The sequence below is a fragment of the Planotetraspora sp. A-T 1434 genome, from assembly GCF_025420585.1.
Taxonomy (GTDB): Bacteria; Actinomycetota; Actinomycetes; order Streptosporangiales; family Streptosporangiaceae; genus JAOEGB01.
In genome coordinates this window covers 78,933-101,463 of the sequence record NZ_JAOEGB010000022.1, presented here as the reverse complement: position 1 = coordinate 101,463, position 22,531 = coordinate 78,933, and the positions used below count along the sequence as shown (strand labels likewise).

18 protein-coding genes are annotated in these 22,531 nt (G+C 69.5%); 13 read left to right on the top strand and 5 right to left on the bottom strand.

The genetic code is table 11. The features are described from left to right. Window positions 1-14: 14 nt before the first annotated feature. Window positions 15-851: a thioesterase family protein gene (locus tag N5079_RS25820; RefSeq protein ID WP_261586662.1), complete on the top strand. Its 837-nt coding sequence runs from the start codon at window positions 15-17 to the stop codon at window positions 849-851. A 33-nt stretch (window positions 852-884) separates the two neighbouring features. On the opposite strand, the gene N5079_RS25815 is transcribed toward N5079_RS25820, so the two are convergent. Continuing rightward, window positions 885-1,757 (bottom strand): IclR family transcriptional regulator, encoded by an 873-nt coding sequence (locus N5079_RS25815; RefSeq protein WP_261586661.1) that lies wholly within the window; start codon window positions 1,755-1,757, stop codon window positions 885-887. Between the two features lie 220 nt (window positions 1,758-1,977). Between N5079_RS25815 and N5079_RS25810 the strand changes: the two genes are divergently transcribed. From N5079_RS25810 to N5079_RS25785, 6 genes are all read left to right on the top strand, one after another. Further along, window positions 1,978-3,048 carry a polyprenyl synthetase family protein gene (locus N5079_RS25810; protein ID WP_261586660.1) on the top strand — a complete coding sequence of 357 codons (1,071 nt, stop codon included), beginning with the start codon at window positions 1,978-1,980 and terminating at the stop codon, window positions 3,046-3,048. 205 nt (window positions 3,049-3,253) lie between these two features. Next, window positions 3,254-4,645 carry a family 2B encapsulin nanocompartment shell protein gene (locus N5079_RS25805; RefSeq protein ID WP_261586659.1) on the top strand — a complete coding sequence of 464 codons (1,392 nt, stop codon included), beginning with the start codon at window positions 3,254-3,256 and terminating at the stop codon, window positions 4,643-4,645. A 5-nt stretch (window positions 4,646-4,650) separates the two neighbouring features. Further along, window positions 4,651-6,987, top strand: a complete 2,337-nt coding sequence (locus N5079_RS25800; RefSeq protein WP_261586658.1) for a family 2 encapsulin nanocompartment cargo protein terpene cyclase — start codon at window positions 4,651-4,653, stop codon at window positions 6,985-6,987. Beyond that, on the top strand, window positions 6,984-7,982 hold the full coding sequence (locus N5079_RS25795) for a family 2B encapsulin nanocompartment shell protein (RefSeq protein ID WP_261586657.1): 999 nt from the start codon (window positions 6,984-6,986) through the stop codon (window positions 7,980-7,982). The genes N5079_RS25800 and N5079_RS25795 overlap by 4 nt, the downstream gene beginning before the upstream one ends. 156 nt (window positions 7,983-8,138) lie before the next feature. Then, the gene (locus N5079_RS25790) at window positions 8,139-8,402 is read left to right on the top strand and encodes an RDD family protein (protein ID WP_261586656.1); all 264 of its coding nucleotides are present in this window, start codon (window positions 8,139-8,141) and stop codon (window positions 8,400-8,402) included. Window positions 8,403-8,450: 48 nt separating this feature from the next. Beyond that, on the top strand, window positions 8,451-9,467 hold the full coding sequence (locus N5079_RS25785; RefSeq protein WP_261586655.1) for a DNA polymerase IV: 1,017 nt from the start codon (window positions 8,451-8,453) through the stop codon (window positions 9,465-9,467). Window positions 9,468-9,545: 78 nt separating this feature from the next. Here N5079_RS25785 and N5079_RS25780 read toward each other — a convergent pair whose 3' ends face one another. Beyond that, a complete protein-coding gene (locus N5079_RS25780) occupies window positions 9,546-10,190 on the bottom strand; it encodes a LysE family translocator (RefSeq protein WP_261586654.1) in 645 nt (214 codons plus the stop codon). Window positions 10,191-10,322: 132 nt separating this feature from the next. On the opposite strand from N5079_RS25780, the gene N5079_RS25775 reads away from it, so the two are divergent. After that, window positions 10,323-11,663 (top strand): PLP-dependent aminotransferase family protein, encoded by a 1,341-nt coding sequence (locus N5079_RS25775; protein ID WP_261586653.1) that lies wholly within the window; start codon window positions 10,323-10,325, stop codon window positions 11,661-11,663. A 593-nt stretch (window positions 11,664-12,256) separates the two neighbouring features. On the opposite strand, the gene ligA is transcribed toward N5079_RS25775, so the two are convergent. Then, on the bottom strand, window positions 12,257-14,326 hold the full coding sequence (gene ligA / locus N5079_RS25770; protein WP_261586652.1) for an NAD-dependent DNA ligase LigA: 2,070 nt from the start codon (window positions 14,324-14,326) through the stop codon (window positions 12,257-12,259). Between the two features lie 168 nt (window positions 14,327-14,494). Then, window positions 14,495-15,181: a TetR/AcrR family transcriptional regulator gene (locus N5079_RS25765; protein ID WP_261586651.1), complete on the bottom strand. Its 687-nt coding sequence runs from the start codon at window positions 15,179-15,181 to the stop codon at window positions 14,495-14,497. 234 nt (window positions 15,182-15,415) lie between these two features. Between N5079_RS25765 and N5079_RS25760 the strand changes: the two genes are divergently transcribed. From N5079_RS25760 to N5079_RS25745, 4 genes are all read left to right on the top strand, one after another. Continuing rightward, the gene (locus N5079_RS25760; protein WP_261586650.1) at window positions 15,416-16,393 is read left to right on the top strand and encodes a zinc-binding alcohol dehydrogenase family protein; all 978 of its coding nucleotides are present in this window, start codon (window positions 15,416-15,418) and stop codon (window positions 16,391-16,393) included. 258 nt (window positions 16,394-16,651) lie between these two features. Continuing rightward, window positions 16,652-17,179: a nuclear transport factor 2 family protein gene (locus tag N5079_RS25755; RefSeq protein ID WP_261586649.1), complete on the top strand. Its 528-nt coding sequence runs from the start codon at window positions 16,652-16,654 to the stop codon at window positions 17,177-17,179. A 64-nt stretch (window positions 17,180-17,243) separates the two neighbouring features. Continuing rightward, a complete protein-coding gene (locus N5079_RS25750; protein ID WP_261586648.1) occupies window positions 17,244-18,644 on the top strand; it encodes an aldehyde dehydrogenase family protein in 1,401 nt (466 codons plus the stop codon). A 588-nt stretch (window positions 18,645-19,232) separates the two neighbouring features. Continuing rightward, window positions 19,233-19,745, top strand: a complete 513-nt coding sequence (locus N5079_RS25745; RefSeq protein ID WP_261586647.1) for a GtrA family protein — start codon at window positions 19,233-19,235, stop codon at window positions 19,743-19,745. 449 nt (window positions 19,746-20,194) lie between these two features. Here N5079_RS25745 and N5079_RS25740 read toward each other — a convergent pair whose 3' ends face one another. Then, window positions 20,195-20,332 (bottom strand): hypothetical protein, encoded by a 138-nt coding sequence (locus N5079_RS25740; RefSeq protein WP_261586646.1) that lies wholly within the window; start codon window positions 20,330-20,332, stop codon window positions 20,195-20,197. A gap of 298 nt (window positions 20,333-20,630) precedes the next feature. Between N5079_RS25740 and N5079_RS25735 the strand changes: the two genes are divergently transcribed. Continuing rightward, window positions 20,631-22,505, top strand: a complete 1,875-nt coding sequence (locus N5079_RS25735; RefSeq protein WP_261586645.1) for a carbohydrate binding domain-containing protein — start codon at window positions 20,631-20,633, stop codon at window positions 22,503-22,505. The last annotated feature ends 26 nt before the right edge of the window (window positions 22,506-22,531 follow it).

The following is a 22,531-nucleotide window of genomic DNA, read 5'->3' as shown; positions in this document are numbered from 1 at the left end:
GCAGAATGCCGCGCATGGCGATTGTCAGTGACACGATCTTCGGTCCGGTGAAGCTGGAGAGGCACGGCGACCTCCTGGTCACCGACGTGGACGGTGAGATCAGCTTCAAGGGTGTCGTGTTCGGCGGCTGGACGGCCTCGCTGGCCGCGCTCGCGGCCGCCGAGGGCCTGGGCGGCGCCGTCCTCAGCGCCGCCCACGTGCTGTTCTCCGGTCCCGTACGGCCCGGCCGGATCGAGCTGCGGGTCGAGGACCTGCGGACGGGCGGCTCGCTGACGGCCCGCCGGGTGCGCGTCACGCAGGGCGGCGGCACGCTCGTCTCGCTCCAGGCGTGGTTCTGCCTGCCGGACCTGCTCGGGGAAGCCGTAACGGACGGGACACCGCAGGCGTCGCCGCCGCCCCCGCTGCCAGAGGACTGCCCGACCCTCGAATGGTTCTGGACGGACGTGCCGTTCCTGCGGCACATCGACGAGCGGGGCATCGACTACCCGGAGTCGGTCGAGACGTTCCGGGATGGACCGCCGCGCGTCGAGCTGTGGGCCAGGCCCGCGGACCGGGAGGCGCGGCTGAGCCCGCTGGCGCGGCAGCTGTTCGATCTCGTGCTGTTCGACGCGCACCTGCTCGACTCCGCCTATCGGGCGACGGATCTGACCGCTGTGCACATCCTCTCGCTCGACCTCTGCGTCACCTGGGCCGCCGTCCCGCCGATCGGCTGGACCCGTCTCAGGGCCGACGCGATCACGGGCCCCGCCATCATGGCGACCACCGGCACCGCCCGCGACGGGCGCGGCACCGCCTATGCCGTCGCCACCAGCCAGGGCCGCGTCCGAGGGAGTGTCCGAGGGAGCGTCTGAGGGAGTGTCTGAGGCCGCCCCGGCCCGAGCCCGTCACAGGAAGGAAGCCGGGAAACCGTCCGGCTGTGGCCTGACGGCGGCCCCCGACAGGGATCTGAGCAGGCTCGCGGAGATGGCGTGGGCCGTCCGCTTGACCATGTCCGCGATCTCCGCGGAAGGAGCCGTGGGGGAGGGGCACGCCACGCCCACCGCCATCGAGATCCTGCCGTCGGGGCCGAACACGGGAGCGGCGGCGCAGACGACGCCCTCGGCGAACTCCTCCCGCGAGTAGGCCACGCCCTGGCGGCGCACGGCGCACAGCTCCCGGTCGAGAGCCGCCCACCCGACGAGAGTGCGCCGGGTCATCCTCCGCAGGGCCCCGTGCTCGGAGAACGCGTGCTCCCGTAACGCCGCGTTGAGCTCGTTGCCGAACGCGAGCAGCACCTTGCCGGTCGCGGTGCAGTGCAGGGGCGCGCGGTCGACCTCGTCGGACGGCGAGCTCACGCGGCTGTGCCCGTAGACCCGCTCCACGTAGGACACCTCAAGACCGCGCGGAACGGCCAGGTTCACTGTCTGGCGGGTCAGCTCGTATAAGCGGATCAGATGCGGCAGGACGAGGCGCCGGGCGCCGGGAACCATGCGCGACCCCGGACCCGCCAAGGTGGCCAGCTGGCCGCCGACGGCGTAGTCGACGCCGATCCGCTGGGCGAGCCCACGCCTGCACAGCACGCCGAGCAGGCGGTAGACCGTCGTCTTCGGCAGCCGGGTGGTCCTGGACAGCTCCGCCAGACTCATCGGCTCCCGGGCCGCGCTCAGCGAGGTGAGGATCGTTATCGCCTTCTCCAGGCTGCTCGGCGGGTGGGCGGGCGCCAGACGTCGTGACAGGGGTGGTTCCTCGGGGGCCTCGGGGGCGGCGTTTCGCGGCATTCGTGTCCTGTGCGGCTAGCTGGGGGTGAGAAGGCGCGCCCTTCCCGCGGGCTCGCCAGGGCATGACTACCCAGCGCGATGTGATGTCACACTCTGCGGTCGGCGGCGTGTGGCCTGGAGCGGCCACGCCGCCGTTCCGCTCTTCGGAATGGGATCTACTGCTTTCGGTAACCGATCAATAGCGTTCCGCTCATCACAGCGTGTCGGAGAGGGGCGGACGATGACCGTGGAGACCGAGCAGGCGTCGATCATGCAGACCTCCGAGCGGATAAGGGCGCTGATCGACGACCGGCTCGCCGCCTTCCTCGACGAGCACACCGCGCCCGTCGCCGACCCCGAGGTGGCCACGGCCTACCGGTTCCTGCGCCACTTCATCCTCGGCGGCGGCAAGAGGATCCGGCCACTCCTCTGCTACTGGGGCTGGCGGGGAGCGGGCGGCGAGGACAGCGACCAGATCATCTCGGCGGGCTCCGCGCTTGAGCTCTGCCATGCGGGACTGCTGATCCACGACGACATCATGGACAGCAGCGACCTGCGCCGCGGCCATCCGACCATGCACCGACGGCTGGCCGGCCTGCACCGGGGGCCCGCTGCCCGCTCATTCGGGCGGGCCGCGGCCATCCTGCTGGGCGCGCTCACCCTGGCCTGGTCCGACGAGCTGCTGTCAAGCAGTGAGGTCGAGCCGTCCCGGCTGCGGGTCGCCCGGGCCCTGTTCGACCGCCTGCGGACCGAGGTGATCACCGGTCAGTATCTCGACATCCTCGCCCAGGTCCGCGACCTGTCCACCGTCGAGCAGGCGCTCATGGTGGTCCGGTTCAAAACGGCCAAGTACACCGTCGAGCGCCCGCTGCAGATCGGCGGGGCGCTGGCTGGCGCGGACGAGGCCCTCCTCGACCTCTACTCGGAGCTCGGCGTCCCGCTGGGCGAGGCGTTCCAGCTCCGCGACGACGTTCTCGGCATGTTCGGCGACCCGGCGGAGACCGGGAAGTCGGTGCTCGACGACCTCAGGGAGGGCAAGCACACGATCCTCATCGCGCATGCCCTCCAGCACGCCTCCCGCGCCGAGGCCCTCCACCTGAGGACCTGGCACGGCAACGAGGACCTGACCGAGCAGCGGGCGGCCGAGCTGCGGCAGATCGTCGTCGCCACCGGAGCCCTGTCCCACGTCGAGGCCATGATCGGCGAACGCGCCCGCCACGCGCTCGACGTCCTCCGCACCGCCCCGATCGACCCTGAGGCCAGAAGCGGCCTGGAGGTTCTGGCCGGCAGCCTCATCAACCGCACCCGCTGACCCATCCGGTTAACCCACTGGCGCACCCCACCCGCCGAACCGCACCCCGCTGGACCGCACCCCGCTGAACCGCACCCCGCTGGACCGCACCCCGCTGGACCGCACCCCGCTGAATCACCCGCCAACCGGCACCCGTCCACCCGCACCCGTTCACCCGCACCCATGACCGGTAGTTCACGTTGACACAGAACAGGTGGTTCCCGTCATGACGGAATCTGCTCCCTCGAACGGCCAGTCGCAGCTCAGCCTCGGTACGGCTGCCGCGCGGAACCTGGCGACCACGACCAAGTCCGCGCCGCAGATGCAGGAGATCACCTCGCGGCACCTGCTGCGGATCCTCCCCTGGGTTCAGGTGCTCGGCGGGGCGTACCGATTGAACCGGCGGCTCAGCTACGGCGTGGGGGACGGGCGGATCACGTTCGTCTCGACCGGCGCGGACGTCCGCGTCATCCCGGCTGAGCTGTGCGAGATCCCGGCCCTGCGCCACTTCGACGACAGCGACGTGCTGGCGGCCCTCGCCGGACGGTTCGCCCAGCGGGAGTTCGAGCCGGGGGAGGTCCTGGTGTCCTCCGGCACGCCGAGGGACCAGGTGGTCCTCATCGCCCACGGCAAAGTCGACAAGCTGGGAGTCGGAGCGTACGGCAATGAAACGACGCTGGGGGTGCTGGCCGACGGCGACCACTTCGGCGAGCAGATCCTGACCGAGGACTCCGGCCCATGGGACTTCACCGCGAGGGCCCTCACCCACTGCACGGCGCTGTTCCTCTCACGGGAGGCGTTCCAGGAGGTCGCCGCACTGTCCGCGGAGCTCCGGACGCATCTGGAGGAGCAGAGGGCCGGCGCGAACCGGGCGGCAAACGCCCATGGCGAGGCGGCGATCGAACTCGCCGCGGGCCATGTCGGCGAGGTGACGCTGCCGGGCACGTTCGTGGACTACGAGCTGGAGCCCCGGGAGTATGAGCTGAGCGTGGCGCAGACGATCCTGCGGATCCACACACGGGTGGCCGACCTCTACAACGAGCCGATGAACCAGACCGAGCAGCAGCTCAGGCTCACGATCGAGGCGCTGCGGGAGCGGCAGGAGCACGAGCTGGTCAACAACCGCGACTTCGGCCTGCTGTACAACGCCGATCTCGGGCAGCGGATCCACACCCGCACCGGGCCGCCCACCCCCGACGACATGGACGCCCTCCTCGCCAAGGTCTGGAAGGACCCCGGCTTCATCCTGGCGCATCCGCGGGCGATCGCCGCCTTCGCGCGGGAGTGCAACAGCAGGGGCATCTACCCGCAGAGCGCCGAGTTGCACGGCAACCGCGTCCCGGCCTGGCGGGGTGTGCCGATCCTGCCGTGCAACAAGATCCCGGTCAGCGAGAGCGGGCTGAGCTCGATCATGGTGATGCGGACAGGCGAGGCCGATCAGGGAGTGATCGGCCTGCACCGCACCGGCCTGCCCGACGAGTACCAGCCCGGCCTGTCGGTCCGCTTCATGGGGATCAGCGACAAGGCGATCATCTCCTACCTCGTGACCACGTACTACTCCGCCGCCGTCCTCGTCCCGGACGCGCTCGGCATCCTCGAAAGCGTCGAGGTCGGCTAACGACGATGGGGACCGATGCCTCGGGACAGCCGTTCACGCTGCCGGACTTCTACGTGCCGTATCCGGCCAGGCTGAACCCCTACCTGGAGACGGCCCGCGCGCACACCAGCGCCTGGGCGCATGACATGGGCATGCTCGATCCCGCGCTCGGCGTCTGGGACCAGCGGCAACTCGACGCGATGGACTACGGGCTGATGTGCGCCTACACCCACCCCGACGCCTCCGCCGCCGAGCTGGACCTCATCACGGACTGGTACGTGTGGGTGTTCTTCTTCGACGACCACTTCCTGGAGGTCTTCAAGCGCAGCGGGGACATCGCCGGCGCGAAGGAGTATCTCGACAGGCTCCCGGCGTTCATGCCCGTCACCGCGGCCGAGGACACGCCGGAGCCGGTCAACCCGGTCGAGCGGGGCCTGGCCGACCTCTGGAGCCGGACGGTGCCGGACATGTCCATGGACTGGCGGGTCAGGTTCGCGGAGAGCACCAAGAACCTGCTCGACGAGTCCCTCTGGGAGCTGTCCAACATCAACGCGGGCCGGGTCGCCAACCCGCTGGAGTACATCGAGATGCGGCGGAGGGTCGGCGGCGCGCCCTGGTCCGCCAACCTCGTCGAGCACGCCGCCGGGGCCGAGATCCCCGCCCGGATCGCCGGAACCCGGCCGATGCACGTGCTGAGGGACACCTTCTCCGACGCGGTGCACCTGCGCAACGACCTGTTCTCCTACCAGAGGGAGGTCGAGGAGGAGGGCGAGCTGAGCAACGGCGTCCTGGTGTTCGAGCGGTTCCTCGGCTACGACACCCAGCGGGCCGCGGACGCCGTCAACGATCTCCTCACCTCCCGGCTGCACCAGTTCGAGAACACGGCCCTGACCGAGCTCCCCCCGCTCTTCGAGGAGCACGGACTGGACCCCCAGGAGCGCCTGGCCGTACTGGCCTATGTGAAGGGCCTGCAGGACTGGCAGTCCGGCGGGCACGAGTGGCACATGCGGTCCAGCCGTTACATGAACGGCGGCTCCGGCGAGCGTGCCGGGTCCGCGCTCGGCGGGCCGAGGGGTCTCGGCACCGCGTCCGCGCAGGTCGGGCTCATCGCCGGCCTGCTCGGGCCGGGAGGCGTCCGGAGCCACGCCCACGTCCGTTACCAGCACGTCGGCCCGCTGCCGCTGCCCGAGTTCTCCATGCCGCATGCCGTACGGCTCAGCCCGCACCTGGACGCCGCGCGGCGGGAGAGCCTGGAATGGTCCGGGCTGATGGGCTTCTACGACCCGCTGCCGGAGCTCGCCGGGGCGCCCCTGTGGACCGCGCGGAAGAACGAGGGCTACGACTTCGCCCTGTGCTCGGCGGGGATCGATCCGGACGCGGCGGCCCACGAGCTGACGCTGTCGGCGCAGTGGCTCACCTGGGGAACCTACGGCGACGACTACTTCCCGGCGGTCTTCGGCCCCACGGGCGACATGGCGGGGGCGAAGGCCCTCAACGAGCGGCTGTCGGCCTTCATGCCGATCGACCTGTCACCACAGACGCGGGGCGCCACCCCGGCGCCTGCGAACCCGGCGGAGCGCGCCCTGGGCGATCTGTGGGTCCGTACGGCGACGCCCATGACGGTCGACGGGCGGCGGCTGTTCCGTTCCGCCGTCGAGAGCATGACCGAGAGCTGGCTGTGGGAGCTGGCCAACCACATCCAGAACCGCATCCCCGATCCGGTCGACTACCTGGAGATGCGCCGGAGAACCTTCGGGTCCGACCTCACGAAGGCGCTCGCCCGGCTGGCGCATGGGCGGCACGTCCCCCCGGAGATCTACGGGACCCGGACGATCCTGGGGCTGGAGAACGCGTCCTCCGACTACGCCTGCCTGGTGAACGACGTCTTCTCCTACCAGAAGGAGGTCGAGTTCGGGGGTGAGCTGCACAACTGCGTCCTCGTCCTGCAGAGCTTCTTCAACTGCGACGCGGAGCGGGCCGCCGGCATCGTCGCCGACCTGACGGCGTCGCGGATGCGGCAGTTCGAGCATCTGGCGGCCGTCGAGCTGCCGGTCCTGTTCGACGACTTCGACCTGGACGCCGAGGCGAGGCGGGCGCTCACCGCCTACGTCGAGGAGTTGCGCGACTGGATGGCCGCGATCCTCCTGTGGCATCAGAGGACGCGCCGCTACGTCGAGTCGGAGCTGGAGCCGCCACCGGCGTTCGGGCGGCCGTTCGGCGGCCCCACGGGCCTCGGCACCGCGGTCGCGCGGATCACCTCGCTGCTCGGCGCCCGCGACGGCGTTCATGGCGGCGCTCGTGGTGCCGTTCATGATGGCGTTCATGGCCGCGGTCGTAGTGGCGTTCATGGTGGCGCGAGGTGACGGCCTCCGGCGCCGGGGACTCCCAGGCTCAGGGGGTGCCCGCCGCACACAGCCTGAGCCTCGGCACGGCCGCCGCGCGCAATCTGGCGACCACGGTGAAGTCGCTGCCGCAGATGCGGGAGATCACCTCACGGCACCTGCTGCGGGTGCTGCCGTGGGTCGAGGTGACCGGCGGCACCTACCGGCTCAACCGGCGGCTCAACTACCGCTCCGGGTGGGGGCTCCGGCGAGCCGAGGCCGGCGCTCCCACCCCTCAGAACAAGTACGGCGAGGCGGCGATCGAGCTGGCCGCGGGGCATGTGGGGGAGGTGACGCTGCCCGGCACGTTCGTGGACTACGAGCTGGAGCCCCGGGAATACGAGCTGAGCGTGGCGCAGACGATCCTGCGCGTTCACACGCGGGTCGGCGACATGTACAGCGAGCCGATGGACCAGATCGAGCAGCAGCTCAGGCTGACGATCGAGGCGCTGCGGGAACGGCAGGAGCACGAGCTGGTCAACAACCGTGACTTCGGACTGCTGCACAACGCCGACCCGCGGCAGCGCATCCGCAGCAGGACCGGCTGGCCCACCCCCGACGACCTCGACGAGCTGCTCTGCCGGCGGAGGAAGTCCCATTGCTTCGTGGCGCACCCGCGGGCGATCGCCGCCTTCGCCCGCCAGTGCAACCGCCGGGGCATCTACCCCGACACCGTCGAAGCCGGTGGATCGAGGGTCACCGCCTGGCGCGGCGTGCCGATCCTGCCGTGCGACAAGATCCCGATCAGCGGACAGGGCCTCAGCTCGGTCATCGTCATGCGGATCGGAGAGGAGGACCAGGGCGTCATCGGGCTGCGGCGCACCGGCCTGCCCGACGAGTATCAGCCCGGCCTTTCGGTCCGCCTGACGGGCGTGGACGACAAGGCGATCGCGTCCTACCTCCTCACCACCTACTACTCCGCGGCCGTCCTCGTCCCCGACGCGCTCGGCATCCTGGAAGGCGTCGACGTGACCTGAGTGTGCGGGTTCCTCCGTGGCCGGCCGCGGAAACGGCGGGCGCCGGAGCGGCGGGCGCTGGGGTGGCATGGGGGCGGCGGGGGCTGGGGTGACCTGGAGCGGTGGAGGCACTGATTACGTTTCTCCAGGTCGGCATAGCCGTCCAGGAATCCGTGCATGATCACGGGCAAGGGAGGGCCGGCTGACGCGGTGCCGCCGTCGCCGCGTTCCTCCGCCATCCGGGCGGGATTCTTCGTCGGCGTCCCGCTGATCCCGATCGTGGGCGGGTTCGTCGGCCTCCTCAATGTTCTGCACATGTTCGGCGACGGGCGGCGCCAGTGCTACCACGACCGGTTCGCGGACACCGTCGTGGTCGTCGTCCCGCCCAAGCCCCCGGCCGCGCCGCAGCCGACCGCCCCGCCCGAGCTCGCGGCCGCCTGACCTCGTCGGCGGTGACGGCCCGGGCGAGAATGAAGAGTGGCCCGCTGGGTGTTGCACGTCGATCTCGACCAGTTCGTCGCCGCAGTCGAGCTGCTGCGCCGTCCGGAGCTGCGGGGGCTCCCGGTCGTCGTCGGCGGTGACGGTGATCCCACCAAGCGCGGCGTGGTCAGCACGGCCTCATATGAGGCCCGGGAGTACGGCGTGCACTCCGGCCTTCCGCTTCGCACGGCGGCCCGGCGATGCCCGGACGCGGTGTTCCTGCCGGTCGATCGGGAAGCGTACGAAGCGGCTTCGTCGGAGGTGATGGCCGCGCTGCGGGAGCTCGACGCCGTGCTGGAAGTGATCGGCTGGGACGAGGCGTTCCTCGCGGTCGAGACCGACGACCCGGAGGAGATGGCGCAACTGGTCCGCCGCCGCGTGCGCGAGCCGACCGGCCTCGAATGCACCGTCGGCATCGGCCGCAACAAGCTCCAGGCCAAGCTCGCGACCGGCTTCGGCAAGCCCGGCGGGGTCTTCCGGCTGACCGGGGAGACGTGGTTCGAGGTGCTCGGCGACCGGCCGGCCGACGCGCTGTGGGGCATCGGGCCCAAGACCGCCAAGCGGCTCGCCGCGGTGGGCCTCACCACGGTGGCGGAGCTCGCGGCCGCCGATCCCGCTGCCCTCGCCGGGATCTTCGGCCCGGCGAGCGGGCCGTGGCTGGTCCGGCTTGCCCACGGACGGGACGACTCGCCCGTAACGGCCACGCCGTACCTCGCGCGTTCGCGCAGCCGGGAGACCACGTATCAGCACGACCTCCGCGACTGGGACGAGGTGCGGCGCGAGGTCGCCCACCTGGCGCGGCGCGTCGCCGAGGACGTCGCCGCCGAGCGGCGGCCCGCGACGCGGGTCGTGGTGAAAGTGCGCTACGCCCCCTTCGTCACTCACACCCACGGCCACGCGCTCCCGGCGCCGACCGCCGACGTCGCCGAGATCGAGCGGGCCGCCCTGGCCGCCCTCGACGAGTTCACCGAACGGCGGCCCGTACGGTTGCTCGGCGTCCGGGCCGAGCTCCCCCGGGAGTTGTGAGGCCGCCCTACAGGTCGATTCGGCCCGGCGAGGATCCACGCGGGAGCATGGAACGGGTGCCGGGCTGACTCTCACGGTTCAAAGGGCCGTGGCTGGGGGCTTGCCGGCTGCGAGGTGGAGCGCGAGCCCGGCGAGCACCGTGCCCATCACGTAGCGCTGGGCGCTCAACCACCTCGGCCGCCGCGCGAGGAAGGCGGCGACGGTGCCCGCGGTGAGCACGATCAGCGCGTTGACGGTCAGCGCGATGCAGATCTGGGTGAGCCCCAGCACGAGGCTCTGCAGGGCGACCTGGCCGCGCGCCGGATCGACGAACTGCGGAAGCAGCGACACGTACAGGATCGCGATCTTTGGGTTGAGCAGGTTGGTGATCAGCCCCATCGTGAACAGCTTGCGCGGCGGATCGACCGGCAGCTCCTTCGGTGCGAAGGCGGACACGCCGCCGGGCCGTACCGCCTGCCAGGCGAGCCAGAGCAGGTACGCGGCGCCGGCGAGCCTGATGACCGTGTACACCGCGGGCACGAGGGCGAAGACGGTCACGATGCCCGCTGTCACGGCGGTGAGGTACACGATGAACCCGGCCGCCACGCCCATCAGCGAGATCAGCCCCGCGCGCCGTCCCTGCGTGATGGACCGGGAGACCAGATAGATCATGTTGGGTCCCGGCGTCAGGACGAGTCCGAGCGCCACCAGCCCGATACCGACGAGTGCGTTGATGCTCACCATGTCGCCCATGTCCCCCGAATCACTGGAAATCCCGGTTCGGCCCACCGATGATTCGAGGCTATGGGTGGAGCAATTGCGAGTGCAATAGTTATATTGTCCTCGGTGCAATCTCAGTGAATGCGGTGAGGTTCGATGGAGGACTACCGGCTCGTCGCCGACGACGTGGCGGCGGAGATCGCGGCGGGGCACCTGCGGCCCGGAGACCGGCTGCCTCCGCAGCGCGCGTTCGCCCGGCGGCGCGGCATCGCGAACTCGACGGCGGGCCGCGTCTACGGCGAGCTGGCCCGGCGCGGGCTCGTCGTGGGAGAGGTCGGCCGCGGCACCTTCGTCAGGGCCGCCCAGCCGCTGCCGGCCCCGGCGCTCTCCGAGCCCGGCGCCGCCAGGATCGACCTGGAGCTCAACTATCCGGTGACGCCCGGCCAGGCCGCCCTGCTCGCCCAGGGCCTTGCCCCACTGCTCCGGCCCGATGTGCTCGGCGCCGCGTTGCGGCCAATCGGGGTGGCGGGGAGTCCCATGGCACGCGAAGCGGTGGTCCGGTTGCTGGGCCGGTCCGGCTGGCGGCCCGAACCCGCCCGTGTGCTGTTCGCGGGCAACGGACGGCAGGCCATCGCCGCCGCCATCGCCGCGCTCGTGCCTCCGGGCGAGCGTCTCGGGGTGGAGGCGCTCAGCTATCCCGTGGTGAAGGCTCTCGCGCACCGGCTCGGGGTTACGCCGGTTCCGCTGGCCGTCGACGACGAGGGACTGCGCCCCGACGCGCTCACGGCCGCGCATCGCGGCGCCCCGCTCCGCGCCGTCTACCTCCAGCCGACCCTGCACAACCCGCTCGGCGTCACCATGGGGGAAGCGCGGCGCGAGGAGGTCGCCCGCACGCTCCGTGAGCTGGGGGTGTGCGCGATCGAGGACACCATCTGGGCGTTCCTGCACGACAGCGCGCCGCCGCCGCTCGCGGCCCTGGCCCCGGACCACGCGATCCTGATCGACAGCCTGTCCAAGCGGCTGGCTCCCGGCCTGACCGTGGGCTTCGCCGTGGCGCCCGCCCGGCATGCCGAACAGGTCGCCGCCGCGCTGCGCTCGGGGGCGTGGACCGCGGCCCGGTTCGCCCTCGACGCCGCCACCCGCTGGATGGCCGACGGCACCGTGGCCGCCATCACCGAGGCCAAGCGGGCGGACGCGGCCGCCCGCCAGCGAATCGTGTCCGAGAAGCTCGCGGGCTTCGCCGTACGTGCCGACCCGCGGGCGTACTACTGCTGGTGGGAGCTGCCGGACCAGTGGCGGGCCGAGACCTTCGTCGCCGCCGCGGCCCGCAGGGGGATCGCCGTCACGCCCGCCGCCTCGTTCGTCGTCGGCTCCCGCAGCGCCCCCAGCGCCGTACGGCTCGGCCTCGCGTCCCCGCCCGTGGAGACCCTGTCGTACGCGCTGGAAGAGCTGGCCCGCATCGCCCGCGGCACTCCGGAGGACGCCGCGGAAGACTGACCCGGCACGGGAGGGACGGCAGGGGTCGTTCGCCAACCCGCGCAGCGCCGCGGCCGGGACGTTACGCGCGCGGATCGACACTCTCCGATCCTGCCCTCACCCCTTATGCCTTCGACGCCAACGGAGGTCGCCGCAATCTGGGGCAGGAGGAGAACCGGGCGTTTTGGGGCTGGGCCGCGGTGGAGTTTTCTCCCTCTCGTCCCCTCCTACGACCACCAGGAGAAGGTCTGGAATCCGCCCATGCCGCTGCTCTTCCAATGGCGCACGGGCGGGCAGAATAGGCCTGTCTCAGTGAACATGATCCGCCGGGCCCTCGACGAATTCCTGCTGGCTGCGGGGCTCGCTGAACGCCAAGGGTGAACCGCTGCGCTACCAGCCCCCGGCGAGGACTCGCGGACCCGCTCGACAATCTCGACGAGTTCTTCCGCAGCAGTGACCTGACAAACCCGACGGCCTGGCGGCGATCCCCGCCTACATCACCGTGCGCACCGTAGATGGCCCTGCTGGCGACCCTCGACCGCGTACAGTGATCACGCTGCGCGTTCAGGGCAACAAGCGCGAGCCTAGCGGCCTGTGGATGTTCGGCAGGGCGCTCAAAGGAAGGCGCTGACCTGGGTGGCGAACTCCTCTGGCGTGATGATGCGGATCCCGAGCGATTCGGCCTTGGAGCGCTTCGAGCCGGCTTTCTCGCCCGCCACCAGCAGTGACGTCTTGGTCGACACGCTCGAGGACGCTCTGCCCCCCGCGCGTTCTATAAGGGCGTTGACCTCGTTGCGCGACAACTCCTCCAGCGGCCCCGACATCGCCCCGGTGACCACCACCGACATCCCGGCCAGCGGCAACTCCTCGGAGGGAGCGACCGAGTCCGGGGACGACACCCCGCTCACCCCGGGCTCGGTCATGTTGACCCCCGCCGCGACGAGCTTGTCGATGAGCGGCGCCAGCTCCTCCAACTCGGCCACCACCACCGGCGCCTTCTCCGGCCCGATGCCCTCGACCTGCTGGATGGCGAGCGCGTCGGCGTCACGAATGGCCTGCATGGTGGCGAAGTGGCGGGCGATGCGGCGGCTCATGGACCGGCCGGTGCCGCGCACCCCGAGCGCGCAGAAGACGCGGCTGAGCGGCTGGGCCTTGGCCCGCTCGAAGGCGGTGAGCAGGTTGTCGGTGCTGACCGCGCCCATCCGCTCCAGCCCCAGCAGTTGCTCGCGGGTGAGGTAGAACAGGTCGGCGAAGTCGGAGATCAGCCCGGCGTCGAGCATCTGCTGGATGCGGTTGTCGGCCAGCCCCTCAATGTCGAGCTGGTCGCGCCCGGCGGCGTAGCTGATCGAGGTGATTGCCCGGCAGGCCCGTCCGCGCACGCACCGCCAGCGCTCCTGGCTGGTGTCGATGGCGTCGCCGCACGACGGGCAGACCGAGGGGATCGCGATGGGCTGCTCGTCGCCGGTGCGCAGGTGCACCACGGGCGCCTCGACCCGCGGGATCACGTCGCCCGCTTTGTAGACGGTGACCGAGTCGCCGAGCATGAGCCCGCGCCGGGCAATGTCGGCCACGTTGTGCAGCGTCGCGTAGGTGACGATCGAGCCGTCGAGCTCGACCGGCTCCAAGACGGCGCGCGGGGCGATGACGCCGGTGCGGCCGGTGTTCCACTCCACGGCGAGCAGTTTTGTGATCTTCTCCGTGGCGGGCAGCTTGTAGGCGACCGCCCAGCGCGGGGCCCGCGAGCTAAAGCCCGCCACGGCCTGGTCGGTCGCCAGGTCGCACTTGACCACGATGCCGTCGATACCGAACTCCAGCGTGGCCCGCGCCGCTGCGATCTCCTCGACCCGGCTCTGGACCTCTTCCAGAGTCGCGACCACGACCCCGGCGACCGCGGTCGCCCCGGTGGTCTGCACACCCTGCGCGGCTACCCAGCCCATCACCTTGCCGTGCGGCCAGGTGCGCAGGCCCTCGGCCAGCTCCGAGGTGTCGTCGAGGGCAGGCAGGGCGCCGTAGCCGAAGAAAGTCAGCTCGCAGACGTACGGTCGCTCCCTGGTGCGCAGCGTGCCCGCGGCGGCGCTGCGCGGGTTGGCGAACGTGGTGCCGTCGTGAGCCTGGCGCTTGGCGCACGCCTCCTCGAACTGGGCGGCGGTCATCATCACCTCGCCGCGCAGCTCGACCGTGACCGCGTCGGCCAGGCGGTCGGGCAGGCCCACGATAGTGCCCATCGCGTGACTGACGTCCTCACCGGCGACGCCGTCGCCCCGGGTGACCAGCTGGATTAGGCGGCCGCGCTGGTAACGCGCCGAAATGGCCAGGCCGTCGAGCTTGGGCTCCACGCACCACGCCGTGACCGGGCGGCCGATGCGGCGCTCGAGCGAGGCGGCCCAGTCGGCGAGTTGCTCGGCGCCGAAGACGTTGTCGAGGCTGAGCATCGGCACGGTGTGCGGCACGTCGCCAACCACCGCGCCGCCCGCGACCTTGCCGGTGGGCGACTGCGGCAGGACCTGGTCGGGGTGCTCACGCTCGTAGGCCTCGATGCCGCGCACCAGGCGGTCGTAGGCGTCGTCGTCGAGCGTGGAGGTGCCGTCGGCGTAGTAGGCCGCGGAGGAGTCGACAGCGAGCTGGACCGCCTCGGAGTAGGCGGTCTCGTCGGCGAGCACAGTGCTGGGAGGCGCGTCCGTCATGACTTCATCATGCCTGGTGGCACTGACAATTCGGCGATCGAGCGGGTCCGTGGAGATCACGGAAGGGAGCCCTTCGCCAGCCGCACCACTTGATAAAGGAGCGCCCTCCATGCCGCCTTCGAAGGTTGAGTTCTACGCCGCGATCCGCCGGGGGCGGTTTCGCGGTGTTCAAAGGCTGGGAATTCGGGCTGAGCGTTGCTGGGGATGGGTCATTCCGTCGATCAGAGCGGTAGTCAGGCGGGTGAGGGTGGGTTCGAAGTCGATGCCGATGTGCGCCATGGAGGGCTCTTCGGCGTAGAGGCGGGTGAGGGTTTCGGCGGGGTGGCCGGCCTGCCACAGCGATGCGGTCATCGCGATGAGCCCGATGATCACGTCGCCGGCCTGGGTCTTGTCGAGGGTGCTGGCCGCGGTGATGGCGTCGGTAAGGGCTCCCACAGCGATGATGGCGACGCTCTTGAAGGCGTGTACGCGCTCGTAGGAGACCTCGCGTTCAAGGCTCAGGGTGACGTGGGTGAGCAGGTCGCAGAAGAGCGGGCGCTCGGCGAGCGAGGCCGTGAGGATGCCGGCCAGTTCGTTCGAGGCGACTCGTTGGAGGCCTGCCAGGCGCGCGGCGATGTCCTGGGACCAATCGGCGTACCCCTCCTCGGCGAGGGCGAGCAGGATCTCTTCGCGCGAGGCGTAGTAGCGGCGTACGGCTGAGGCGTGGACGCCGGCATGGGTGGCGATCGCGGTCAGGGTGACCGCGCGGATGCCGTCCCGGGCACCGAGGGTACGGGCCGCTTCCATGAGGTCGGCGGCCCGCTGCTCCTTATGGCGGCGAGAGTAGGCCCGCTGAAAGGTGCTGCCTTCTGACATACGGCAATAGTACAACGCAATGCCGTTGCGTTGCACAACGCAACGGCATTGCGTTACTGTCTAGGTGTCGGCGGCGCAGGAACCGCACGAAGCCAACGCCCGCAGGGCGCGCCGAGCATGGATGCGGCTCTGCCGGGCGGGCCGCCGGCCGAGCGGCCTCTTGGCCGGCGCCCGGCGACCGCGCCGGCCTGGGGCGGGTGATCACACCCGCAGAGTACGAAGCAGGAGTTTTCGATGCATGCGATGACCATCAGTGAGTTCGGTGGACCCGGGGTCCTGGTTCCGGTTGAGCTGCCCGACCCGAAGCCGGGCCCGGGGCAGATCACCATCGACACCAGCCACGCCGCGGTCGGCCTGGTCGACGTCCTGTTCCGCCGCGGCGACCTGGCCGGCCGGGCCGGATACCCCCAGCCGCCTTTCGTGCCCGGTCTGGAGGTCGCCGGAACCGTCCGTGAACTGGGCGACGGCGTCACCGAATTCCAGATCGGCGAACCGGTCGTGACGCTCTCCCAGATGTCACTGGGCGGATACGCCACGGTGACCCTGGCCGACGTTGCCATGACCGTGTCCCTCAAGGGCAGCGGTGTGGACCCGGCTCAGGCTGTCGCGGTCCTGCCGAATGCAACCACGGCGTATCTGGCGCTCACCCGCGTGGCACACCTGCGCAAGGGGGAGAAGGTGCTGGTCCACGGCGCGGCGGGCGGCCTGGCCGCCGCCTTCCCCGCGGTCGCCCGCTCACTGGGCGCTTCGCACATCACAGGTACCGTCTCCTCGCAGAACAGGATCGCTGACACCACACACCTGGACTACGACGAGGTGTTCACCAGTGACCAGTTCGTGAAGGCCCTGGAAGGCCGCCCGGTCGACGTCGTCGTCGACCCGGTCGGCGGCCAGGTACGCACCGCCACCCTCGACGTCCTGGCGCCGCTCGGCCGCATCCTGCTCGTCGGCCACGCCGCCCGCGACCTGGACATCCCGCTCACCGGCGACGAACTGTGGATCAGGAACGCGGGCATGCTCGGCTTCGCCGTGGGTCCCTACCTCCAGGACAATCCCTCCGCCGCACGGCCGGCGGTCGAGCAGGTCGTCTCCCTCCTCGCGGCGGGCCGGCTGACCCAGCGCGTCGACGAACTCCCGCTCACCGACGCGGCAGAGGCACACCGCCGGCTGGAGGCACGCGAGGTACCCGGCCGCATCGTTCTGACCGTCTGACCATCAGGCACACGCGAATAATCCGCCGGCGGCGAGTCGGCGCACCCTTCCGCAGCCGGGCGACCGCCGGGCCAGTCCCCTTCGCGGCCTGGCAACCAATCGTGGCGCGCACGAAACCGGCCAGGAACACCGAACAGCCCGCGCCGAACGCGGACCGCTGTGATCGCGGCCTGTCGGCGGCGCCGGCTCACGCCAACGGCGGCGATGCCTAACGGGACGGCCGCGCTCAGACCCCCATCACAAGAAAGGAAACGAGTCATGACCGTGGAATCCGATGTCCGCTATCTGCTGGACCGGATTGCGATCCAGGATGTGATCGCCCGGTATGGCCTGGGACAGGACCTGCATCAGGGCGACAACGAGGACCAGGACATGCTGGCCCAATGGGCGGAGGTCTTCGCCCCGGACGCCGTGATCGATGCCTCCGACGTGGGGCTGAGTGCCGAGATCGGCCTGGAAGAGTACGTCGACTTCATGCGTGGCAAGGACCGCAGAGGCGACCAGGGGCTGGGCCGGCTGTTCGGCCTGTGGCAGCACCGGGAGGGCTACGCGACGGTCACGCTCGACGGCGACACCGCGACCGCGATCTCGCCCTTCTTCCACACCCATGAGACGCGGGACGGCAACGCCAACGTCATTCACACCGGCCTGTGGCACGACCGCCTGGAACGGCGCCCGCAAGGGTGGCGGATCGTTCACCGCCGCCTGGAGGACGGCTTCTTCAACACCCTCCCCCGCATCGCCAACCCGCACGACCTGGTCGAGCACGACCCCGCGAGCCGATAACCGGAACCTGCCCCGGCCCAAGGGACGCACCCGGGCCCGCGCGAAACAGTAAGGAAGCACAACGATGCAATTCGTCAGTCAGCACTTCATCAACGGCCGTTTCGTCGACTCGCACGGCCAGGACACCATCGACATCCACAATCCCGCGACCGGTGAACTCATCGGACGCTCGACGCTCGGCGACGCCGTGGACGCCGAACGGGCCATCGCCGCGGCCAAGGCCGCCTTCCCCGCCTGGTCCACGACCAGCCTTGACGAACGCAGGCAGTACCTGCAGCGCATCGCCGACGCGCTGACCGAGCGCATGGACGACTTGGTGGCGATGACCGTCGCCGAATACGGTGCCCCTGCTTTCTTCGCCGGCTACATCGACGGCCAGGCTCGCGACTTCTTCGTCCTCGTCCAGGACCTCCTCAAGCCGGAAACCTTTGAGGAGACCAACGGAAACGCCACCATCACCAAGGTGCCGGTCGGCGTGGCGGGCCTGCTCACCCCGTGGAACGGAAACCCCTGGTTCGTCTGCGGCAAGACCGCATCCGCGCTCGCCGCCGGCTGCACCGTGGTCATCAAGCCCAGCGAACTGAGCCCGCTCGAGGCGCAGATCCTCATGGAGTGCTTCGAGAAGGCCGCCCTGCCGCCTGGTGTCATCAACGTCGTCATCGGCCCCGGCGCCACCGTCGGCAACGCCATCACTCGCAGCCCCGACGTGCAGAAGATCTCCTTCACCGGCTCGACCCGGATCGGCAAGCAGATCAACCACGACGCGACCGAGACCATGAAGCGGGTGACGCTGGAACTCGGGGGCAAGTCACCGACCATCGTGCTCGACGACGCCGACATGGAGCACGCGATCGGGTTCGCGCTTGGGGCCGGCCTGATGAACACCGGACAGGCCTGCATCGCCGGAACCCGCATCCTCGTCCCCGAGAGCCGCTTCGACGAGGCAAAGACCGCGATCAAGGCAGGCGTCGAGGCTCTCAAGATCGGCGACCAGATCCAGCCCATGGTGTCCGCCGGACACTACGAACGAGTCCAGGGCTACATCCGCAAGGGCATCGAAGAGGGTGCCGAGGTACTCGTCGGCGGCGAGGGCAAGCCGGCGGGCTTCGAGGCCGGCAACTACGTGAAGCCCACCGTCTTCACCAACGTCACCAACGACATGACCATCGCTCAGGAAGAGATCTTCGGCCCCGTCCTGTCGGTCATCACCTACCGCGACGACGACGAGGCGGTCGCCATCGCCAACGACGTCGAATACGGACTCCATGCCTACGTCTATGGCCAGGACCAGGAACGCGCCCGCAAGGTCGCCAACCGCATCCTTGCCGGCCGGGTGATGATCAATCAGATCGTAGACGACCCCACCAGCCCTTTCGGAGGCTTCAAGATGTCCGGCTTCGGCCGCGAATTCGGCATCCACGGCCTCCAGGCATACCTCGAAACCCGCACCGTCTACGCCAGCTGAAACCGGCACACCGGCGTTGGTCACACTCCTCGGCAAGCGGCTGTGACCAACGCCGCCGTGCCCAGCTCAGGCGGCCAGGTCCAGGACGGTGAAGTCGACCTCCTTGAGGACGGGGGTTGAAATGCCTCGGGCTGGTGGGCGAGTTCGTCGATGGCATAGGCGCCGAAGCGGCTGATGTGGGACGCAGGTAGGGCGACAGTGCGGCGAACTGGTCGGCGGTGATCCGTCCACCCTTCGGCGATCAGGCCCCGGATCGCATCCATGAGGTGCAGTGCGTTGTGGAAGATGACCAGGTTGACCAGCCGGCCATGCCCGCCACCGAGCGACCCTCGCCCGTGCGCTTCCACCGTCACCGGAACAGACCTCAACTCGCCGAGCCCTGCCCAAGCGCCACGTGATGGGGACGCCCCATCTGCGTGCGTTTCGAGCCAGCGTCTTGGGCCTGACGCCAGCCTCGTGGGCCAGGTCGCGAACGGTCGTCGGTACGGTTCCAGCCGGACAAGCCGTGTCCGTAAATCTTGTTACCAGGGTGTTCGACTGGTGAGAAGATCGGGGGTGCTCCGAATAGCAAACGCAGTACTCGCAAGATTGCCGGAACCGCTGCACGCACTTGCGCTGAAGCACCGTGAACTGCTGAAGTTCGTGGTGGTGGGTGGAACAGCGTTCTTAGTGGACAACACGACGTTCTATGGGCTGAAGCTGACCATTTTGGAACCGAAGCCGGTGACCGCGAAGATCATCGCGGTGCTCGTGGCGACGATCGTGTCCTACGTGTTGAACCGCGAATGGTCGTTCCGGACCAGGGGCGGCCGCGAGCGCCGTCACGAGGCGGCGCTGTTCTTCCTGGTCAGTGGCGTCGGTCTAGTGCTCAGCTCCGCGCCGCTATGGATCTCCCGCTACGTATTTCGTCTAGAGACCCCGGATGTGAGCCTGGTAACCCAGGAGATCGCCGACTTCATGAGCGCGCAGATCATCGGCACGCTGATCGCCATGGTCTTCCGCTTCTGGGCGCTCCGGAGGTGGGTCTTCCCCGATGAGAAGGCCCAGTCCGGCAGCGTGCGACTGGCTCCCATTCCCGATTCCACGGACGAGGCGGCTTGATGGCAGCGAATCCAGAAGCCATTTCGGCGGTTGGACTGCTTCATGCCGCTGCTGCGCCAAACGAGCCCGGCCCTGCGGATGACCGCCGAATAGATAGCGAACAAAAGTCCCGTAGTCCGACATCACTGAGCGTTATCAAAGCTCATGATCCTGGAGACTTGCTCGGACAGTACTCGTGATCAGCCGCATCCCGTGATCGCTGTGCCAAGTGTGTTACCGGGCCGTTGGCTCGGTCATGATGGTGGCGTCGGCCAGGACAAGCATGTCCGTGACGAAGCAGACGACCTCGCCGTCCGCCATTCCCTGGTCTCGTGCAGGAAGGCGCGGCCTTTCGGACAGACGCCGGTATTCCAACCTGTCGGTCCGGCGTCCTCGAGCGTCGAAGAGCCACAGCGCGCGATAGCCCTGTCGCCAGGCGATTTCCAGAAGCAGTCTTGGACGTTCAGCGCTCAGGAGAACGGCGTACTGCTCGCCGAGCCGATCACGTTGGGCGGCGGACTCCCCGAGAGCAGCCCCACAGCTGATCTACCGGCGGGATCCCATCCCTCGCAGTAGGTGATGTTCAACTCCTCCACAGGCACCGCCATCGACCCGGCTCCTTGTTGGATCGGATCAGAATGACGCGACCATAGCGGCCACCGCTGACATCCCACGCTCGCCCGCTGAGGAACGGCCGCGCATCGGTTGGGTCTTGCGGACGGTGAGAGTTGTGCCTACGATCACCTCAACTATTAGGAAAGTTTCTTAACAGAGCTCCCGCGCCCAGTCCTCCGCCACGCCGATTGACATCACCCAGAGCGGAACCGTCCGAGGTCTCGGCCGACCGCGCCGTTCGACTCCCGATGTGGTGCTCTCCACCACGTACCTGTCCCGAAGAGGTGTGTGATGCGCCGTACTCCCATCATCGCCGGTGCCCTGGCCGTCCTTCTGTTATTCCTGGGCCTGGGGGCGATGACCGCCTCGGCCGCGACCAATCTGCTGGCCAACCCCGGCTTCGAGAGCGGTCTGTCGTCGTGGTCGTGCGCGGCGGGTGACTCGGTCGTCTCCGGCGGCGCGCACGGCGGCACGTCCTCACTGGCGGGCGCGACCACCGGCTCGGACACGGCGCAGTGCACGCAGACCGTGACCGTGGTGCCCAATTCGCACTACACGCTGACCGCGTGGGTGAAGGGCACCTACGTCTACCTCGGCATCACGGGCGGCGCGAGCATCTGGACACCGTCGGCGACATCCTGGAGCCAGCTCTCGACCTCGTTCGACACCGGCGCGTCAACCACCAGCGTGCAGGTGTTCCTGCACGGCTGGTACGCCCAGGGCACCTACGGCGCCGACGACGTCGTGCTGGCCGGGCCGGGGTCGGGACCGTCGCCGTCACCCTCACCGACGGTGTCGCCGACACCCTCGCCCACGCCGACCGTGTCGCCCTCGCCCTCGCCTTCACCGTCGCCGACGCCGACGATCACCCCGACCCCGCCGCCTCCGGGGGCCTGGCACCCGAACTACCTGGCGATCGGCACCGTCTACACGCCGGGCTCCACGGTGGACACGTTCTTCACGCAGCTCGCCACCCATGGCCCGCTGCCCAACTACGGCTACAAGTACCTGCTCGGCAACGAGCTGGCGAACTGGGCGAGCGTCGCGGGCACCCAGGTCAGCAGCGCCAAGAAGCTGGGCATGACGCCGGTCCTCGTCGAGTACGGCATGAACGGCAACATCGACGGGGCCGACGCGGCCTGGAACAACATGAAGAACTCCGGCTGGGTCTCGCAGTTCTTCACCTCGCTCAAGGCGGCCGCGCAGTCGGCCGCGTCGAAGGCGGGCGGCACCCCGGTCGGCTGGATCATCGAGCCGGACATGCTGGGCTACATCCAGCAGGGCCACGGATCGGCCTACGGCAACGACGCGACCAAGATATCGGCGGCGACCTCGGCGGCGTACTCGTCGGGCGTCCTCGGCTCCGGCGACCCGACGTACCCGAACACGCTCACCGGCCTGGTCCAGGCCATCAACCACACCATCAAGAAGTACAACCCCAGCGCGTTCATCGGCTGGCAGGTCAACACCTGGGCGGTGCGCAGCACGATCAAGGACACCGACACCATGGGCGTGACCGCCGGGCACACCTCGATCGTCAACACGGCCAACCAGGTGGCGGCGTTCCTGACGACCGCGAAGATCGGCAGTGAGGCCGACCTGGTCGCCTTCGACCAGTGGGGCCAGGACTTCGGGTACTTCCGTGACCCCAATCCGGCCGGCAACATCCGCTACCTCAACGCCACGCACTGGAACAACTACCTCCTCTACGTCAAGACGATCAGAGCGGCTCTCAACCGGCCTGGCGTGCTCTGGCAGATCGCCGCCGGGCACCTCAACTCCACCCGGACCGCCAGCCCGACGTACTGGAACTCCAGCGGCACGTTCCCCGACCTCGACGACGTGTCGCCGAACCGGTACCAGGACTCCGCGTCGACCTACTTCTTCGGCGACCGTTTCGCCACCAGCGGCAACTACCTGTCGTTCTTCGGCTCCAACGCCGACGGCGACCCGAAGGTGTCGGTCAGCGGCGGCACGGTGACGTGGGGCTCGCACATCCCGGAGGCCGCGGCCGCGGGCATCGTGGCCATCATGTTCGGCGCCGGCACCGGGACCGGAACGTACAACGTGCCGGAGATGGTCGGCGCCTACCAGAGCACCCCGTCGGACTACTACTACTGGGCCACGCGCACGCAGTCCTACCTGCGAGCACCCACGCCCCTGTAAAACACTGAGTGGGCGGGGCCTCCACC

What these genes read in the sequence shown, in the direction of transcription:
- N5079_RS25820 (WP_261586662.1), top strand. Translation starts at nt 15, where the DNA reads ATGGCGATTGTCAGTGACACGATCTTCGGTCCGGTGAAGCTGGAGAGG.
- N5079_RS25815 (WP_261586661.1), bottom strand. Translation starts at nt 1,757, where the DNA reads ATGCCGCGAAACGCCGCCCCCGAGGCCCCCGAGGAACCACCCCTGTCA.
- N5079_RS25810 (WP_261586660.1), top strand. Translation starts at nt 1,978, where the DNA reads ATGACCGTGGAGACCGAGCAGGCGTCGATCATGCAGACCTCCGAGCGG.
- N5079_RS25805 (WP_261586659.1), top strand. Translation starts at nt 3,254, where the DNA reads ATGACGGAATCTGCTCCCTCGAACGGCCAGTCGCAGCTCAGCCTCGGT.
- N5079_RS25800 (WP_261586658.1), top strand. Translation starts at nt 4,651, where the DNA reads ATGGGGACCGATGCCTCGGGACAGCCGTTCACGCTGCCGGACTTCTAC.
- N5079_RS25790 (WP_261586656.1), top strand. Translation starts at nt 8,139, where the DNA reads ATGATCACGGGCAAGGGAGGGCCGGCTGACGCGGTGCCGCCGTCGCCG.
- N5079_RS25780 (WP_261586654.1), bottom strand. Translation starts at nt 10,190, where the DNA reads ATGGTGAGCATCAACGCACTCGTCGGTATCGGGCTGGTGGCGCTCGGA.
- N5079_RS25775 (WP_261586653.1), top strand. Translation starts at nt 10,323, where the DNA reads ATGGAGGACTACCGGCTCGTCGCCGACGACGTGGCGGCGGAGATCGCG.
- ligA (WP_261586652.1), bottom strand. Translation starts at nt 14,326, where the DNA reads ATGACGGACGCGCCTCCCAGCACTGTGCTCGCCGACGAGACCGCCTAC.
- N5079_RS25765 (WP_261586651.1), bottom strand. Translation starts at nt 15,181, where the DNA reads ATGTCAGAAGGCAGCACCTTTCAGCGGGCCTACTCTCGCCGCCATAAG.
- N5079_RS25760 (WP_261586650.1), top strand. Translation starts at nt 15,416, where the DNA reads ATGCATGCGATGACCATCAGTGAGTTCGGTGGACCCGGGGTCCTGGTT.
- N5079_RS25755 (WP_261586649.1), top strand. Translation starts at nt 16,652, where the DNA reads ATGACCGTGGAATCCGATGTCCGCTATCTGCTGGACCGGATTGCGATC.
- N5079_RS25750 (WP_261586648.1), top strand. Translation starts at nt 17,244, where the DNA reads ATGCAATTCGTCAGTCAGCACTTCATCAACGGCCGTTTCGTCGACTCG.
- N5079_RS25740 (WP_261586646.1), bottom strand. Translation starts at nt 20,332, where the DNA reads ATGGCGGTGCCTGTGGAGGAGTTGAACATCACCTACTGCGAGGGATGG.
- N5079_RS25735 (WP_261586645.1), top strand. Translation starts at nt 20,631, where the DNA reads ATGCGCCGTACTCCCATCATCGCCGGTGCCCTGGCCGTCCTTCTGTTA.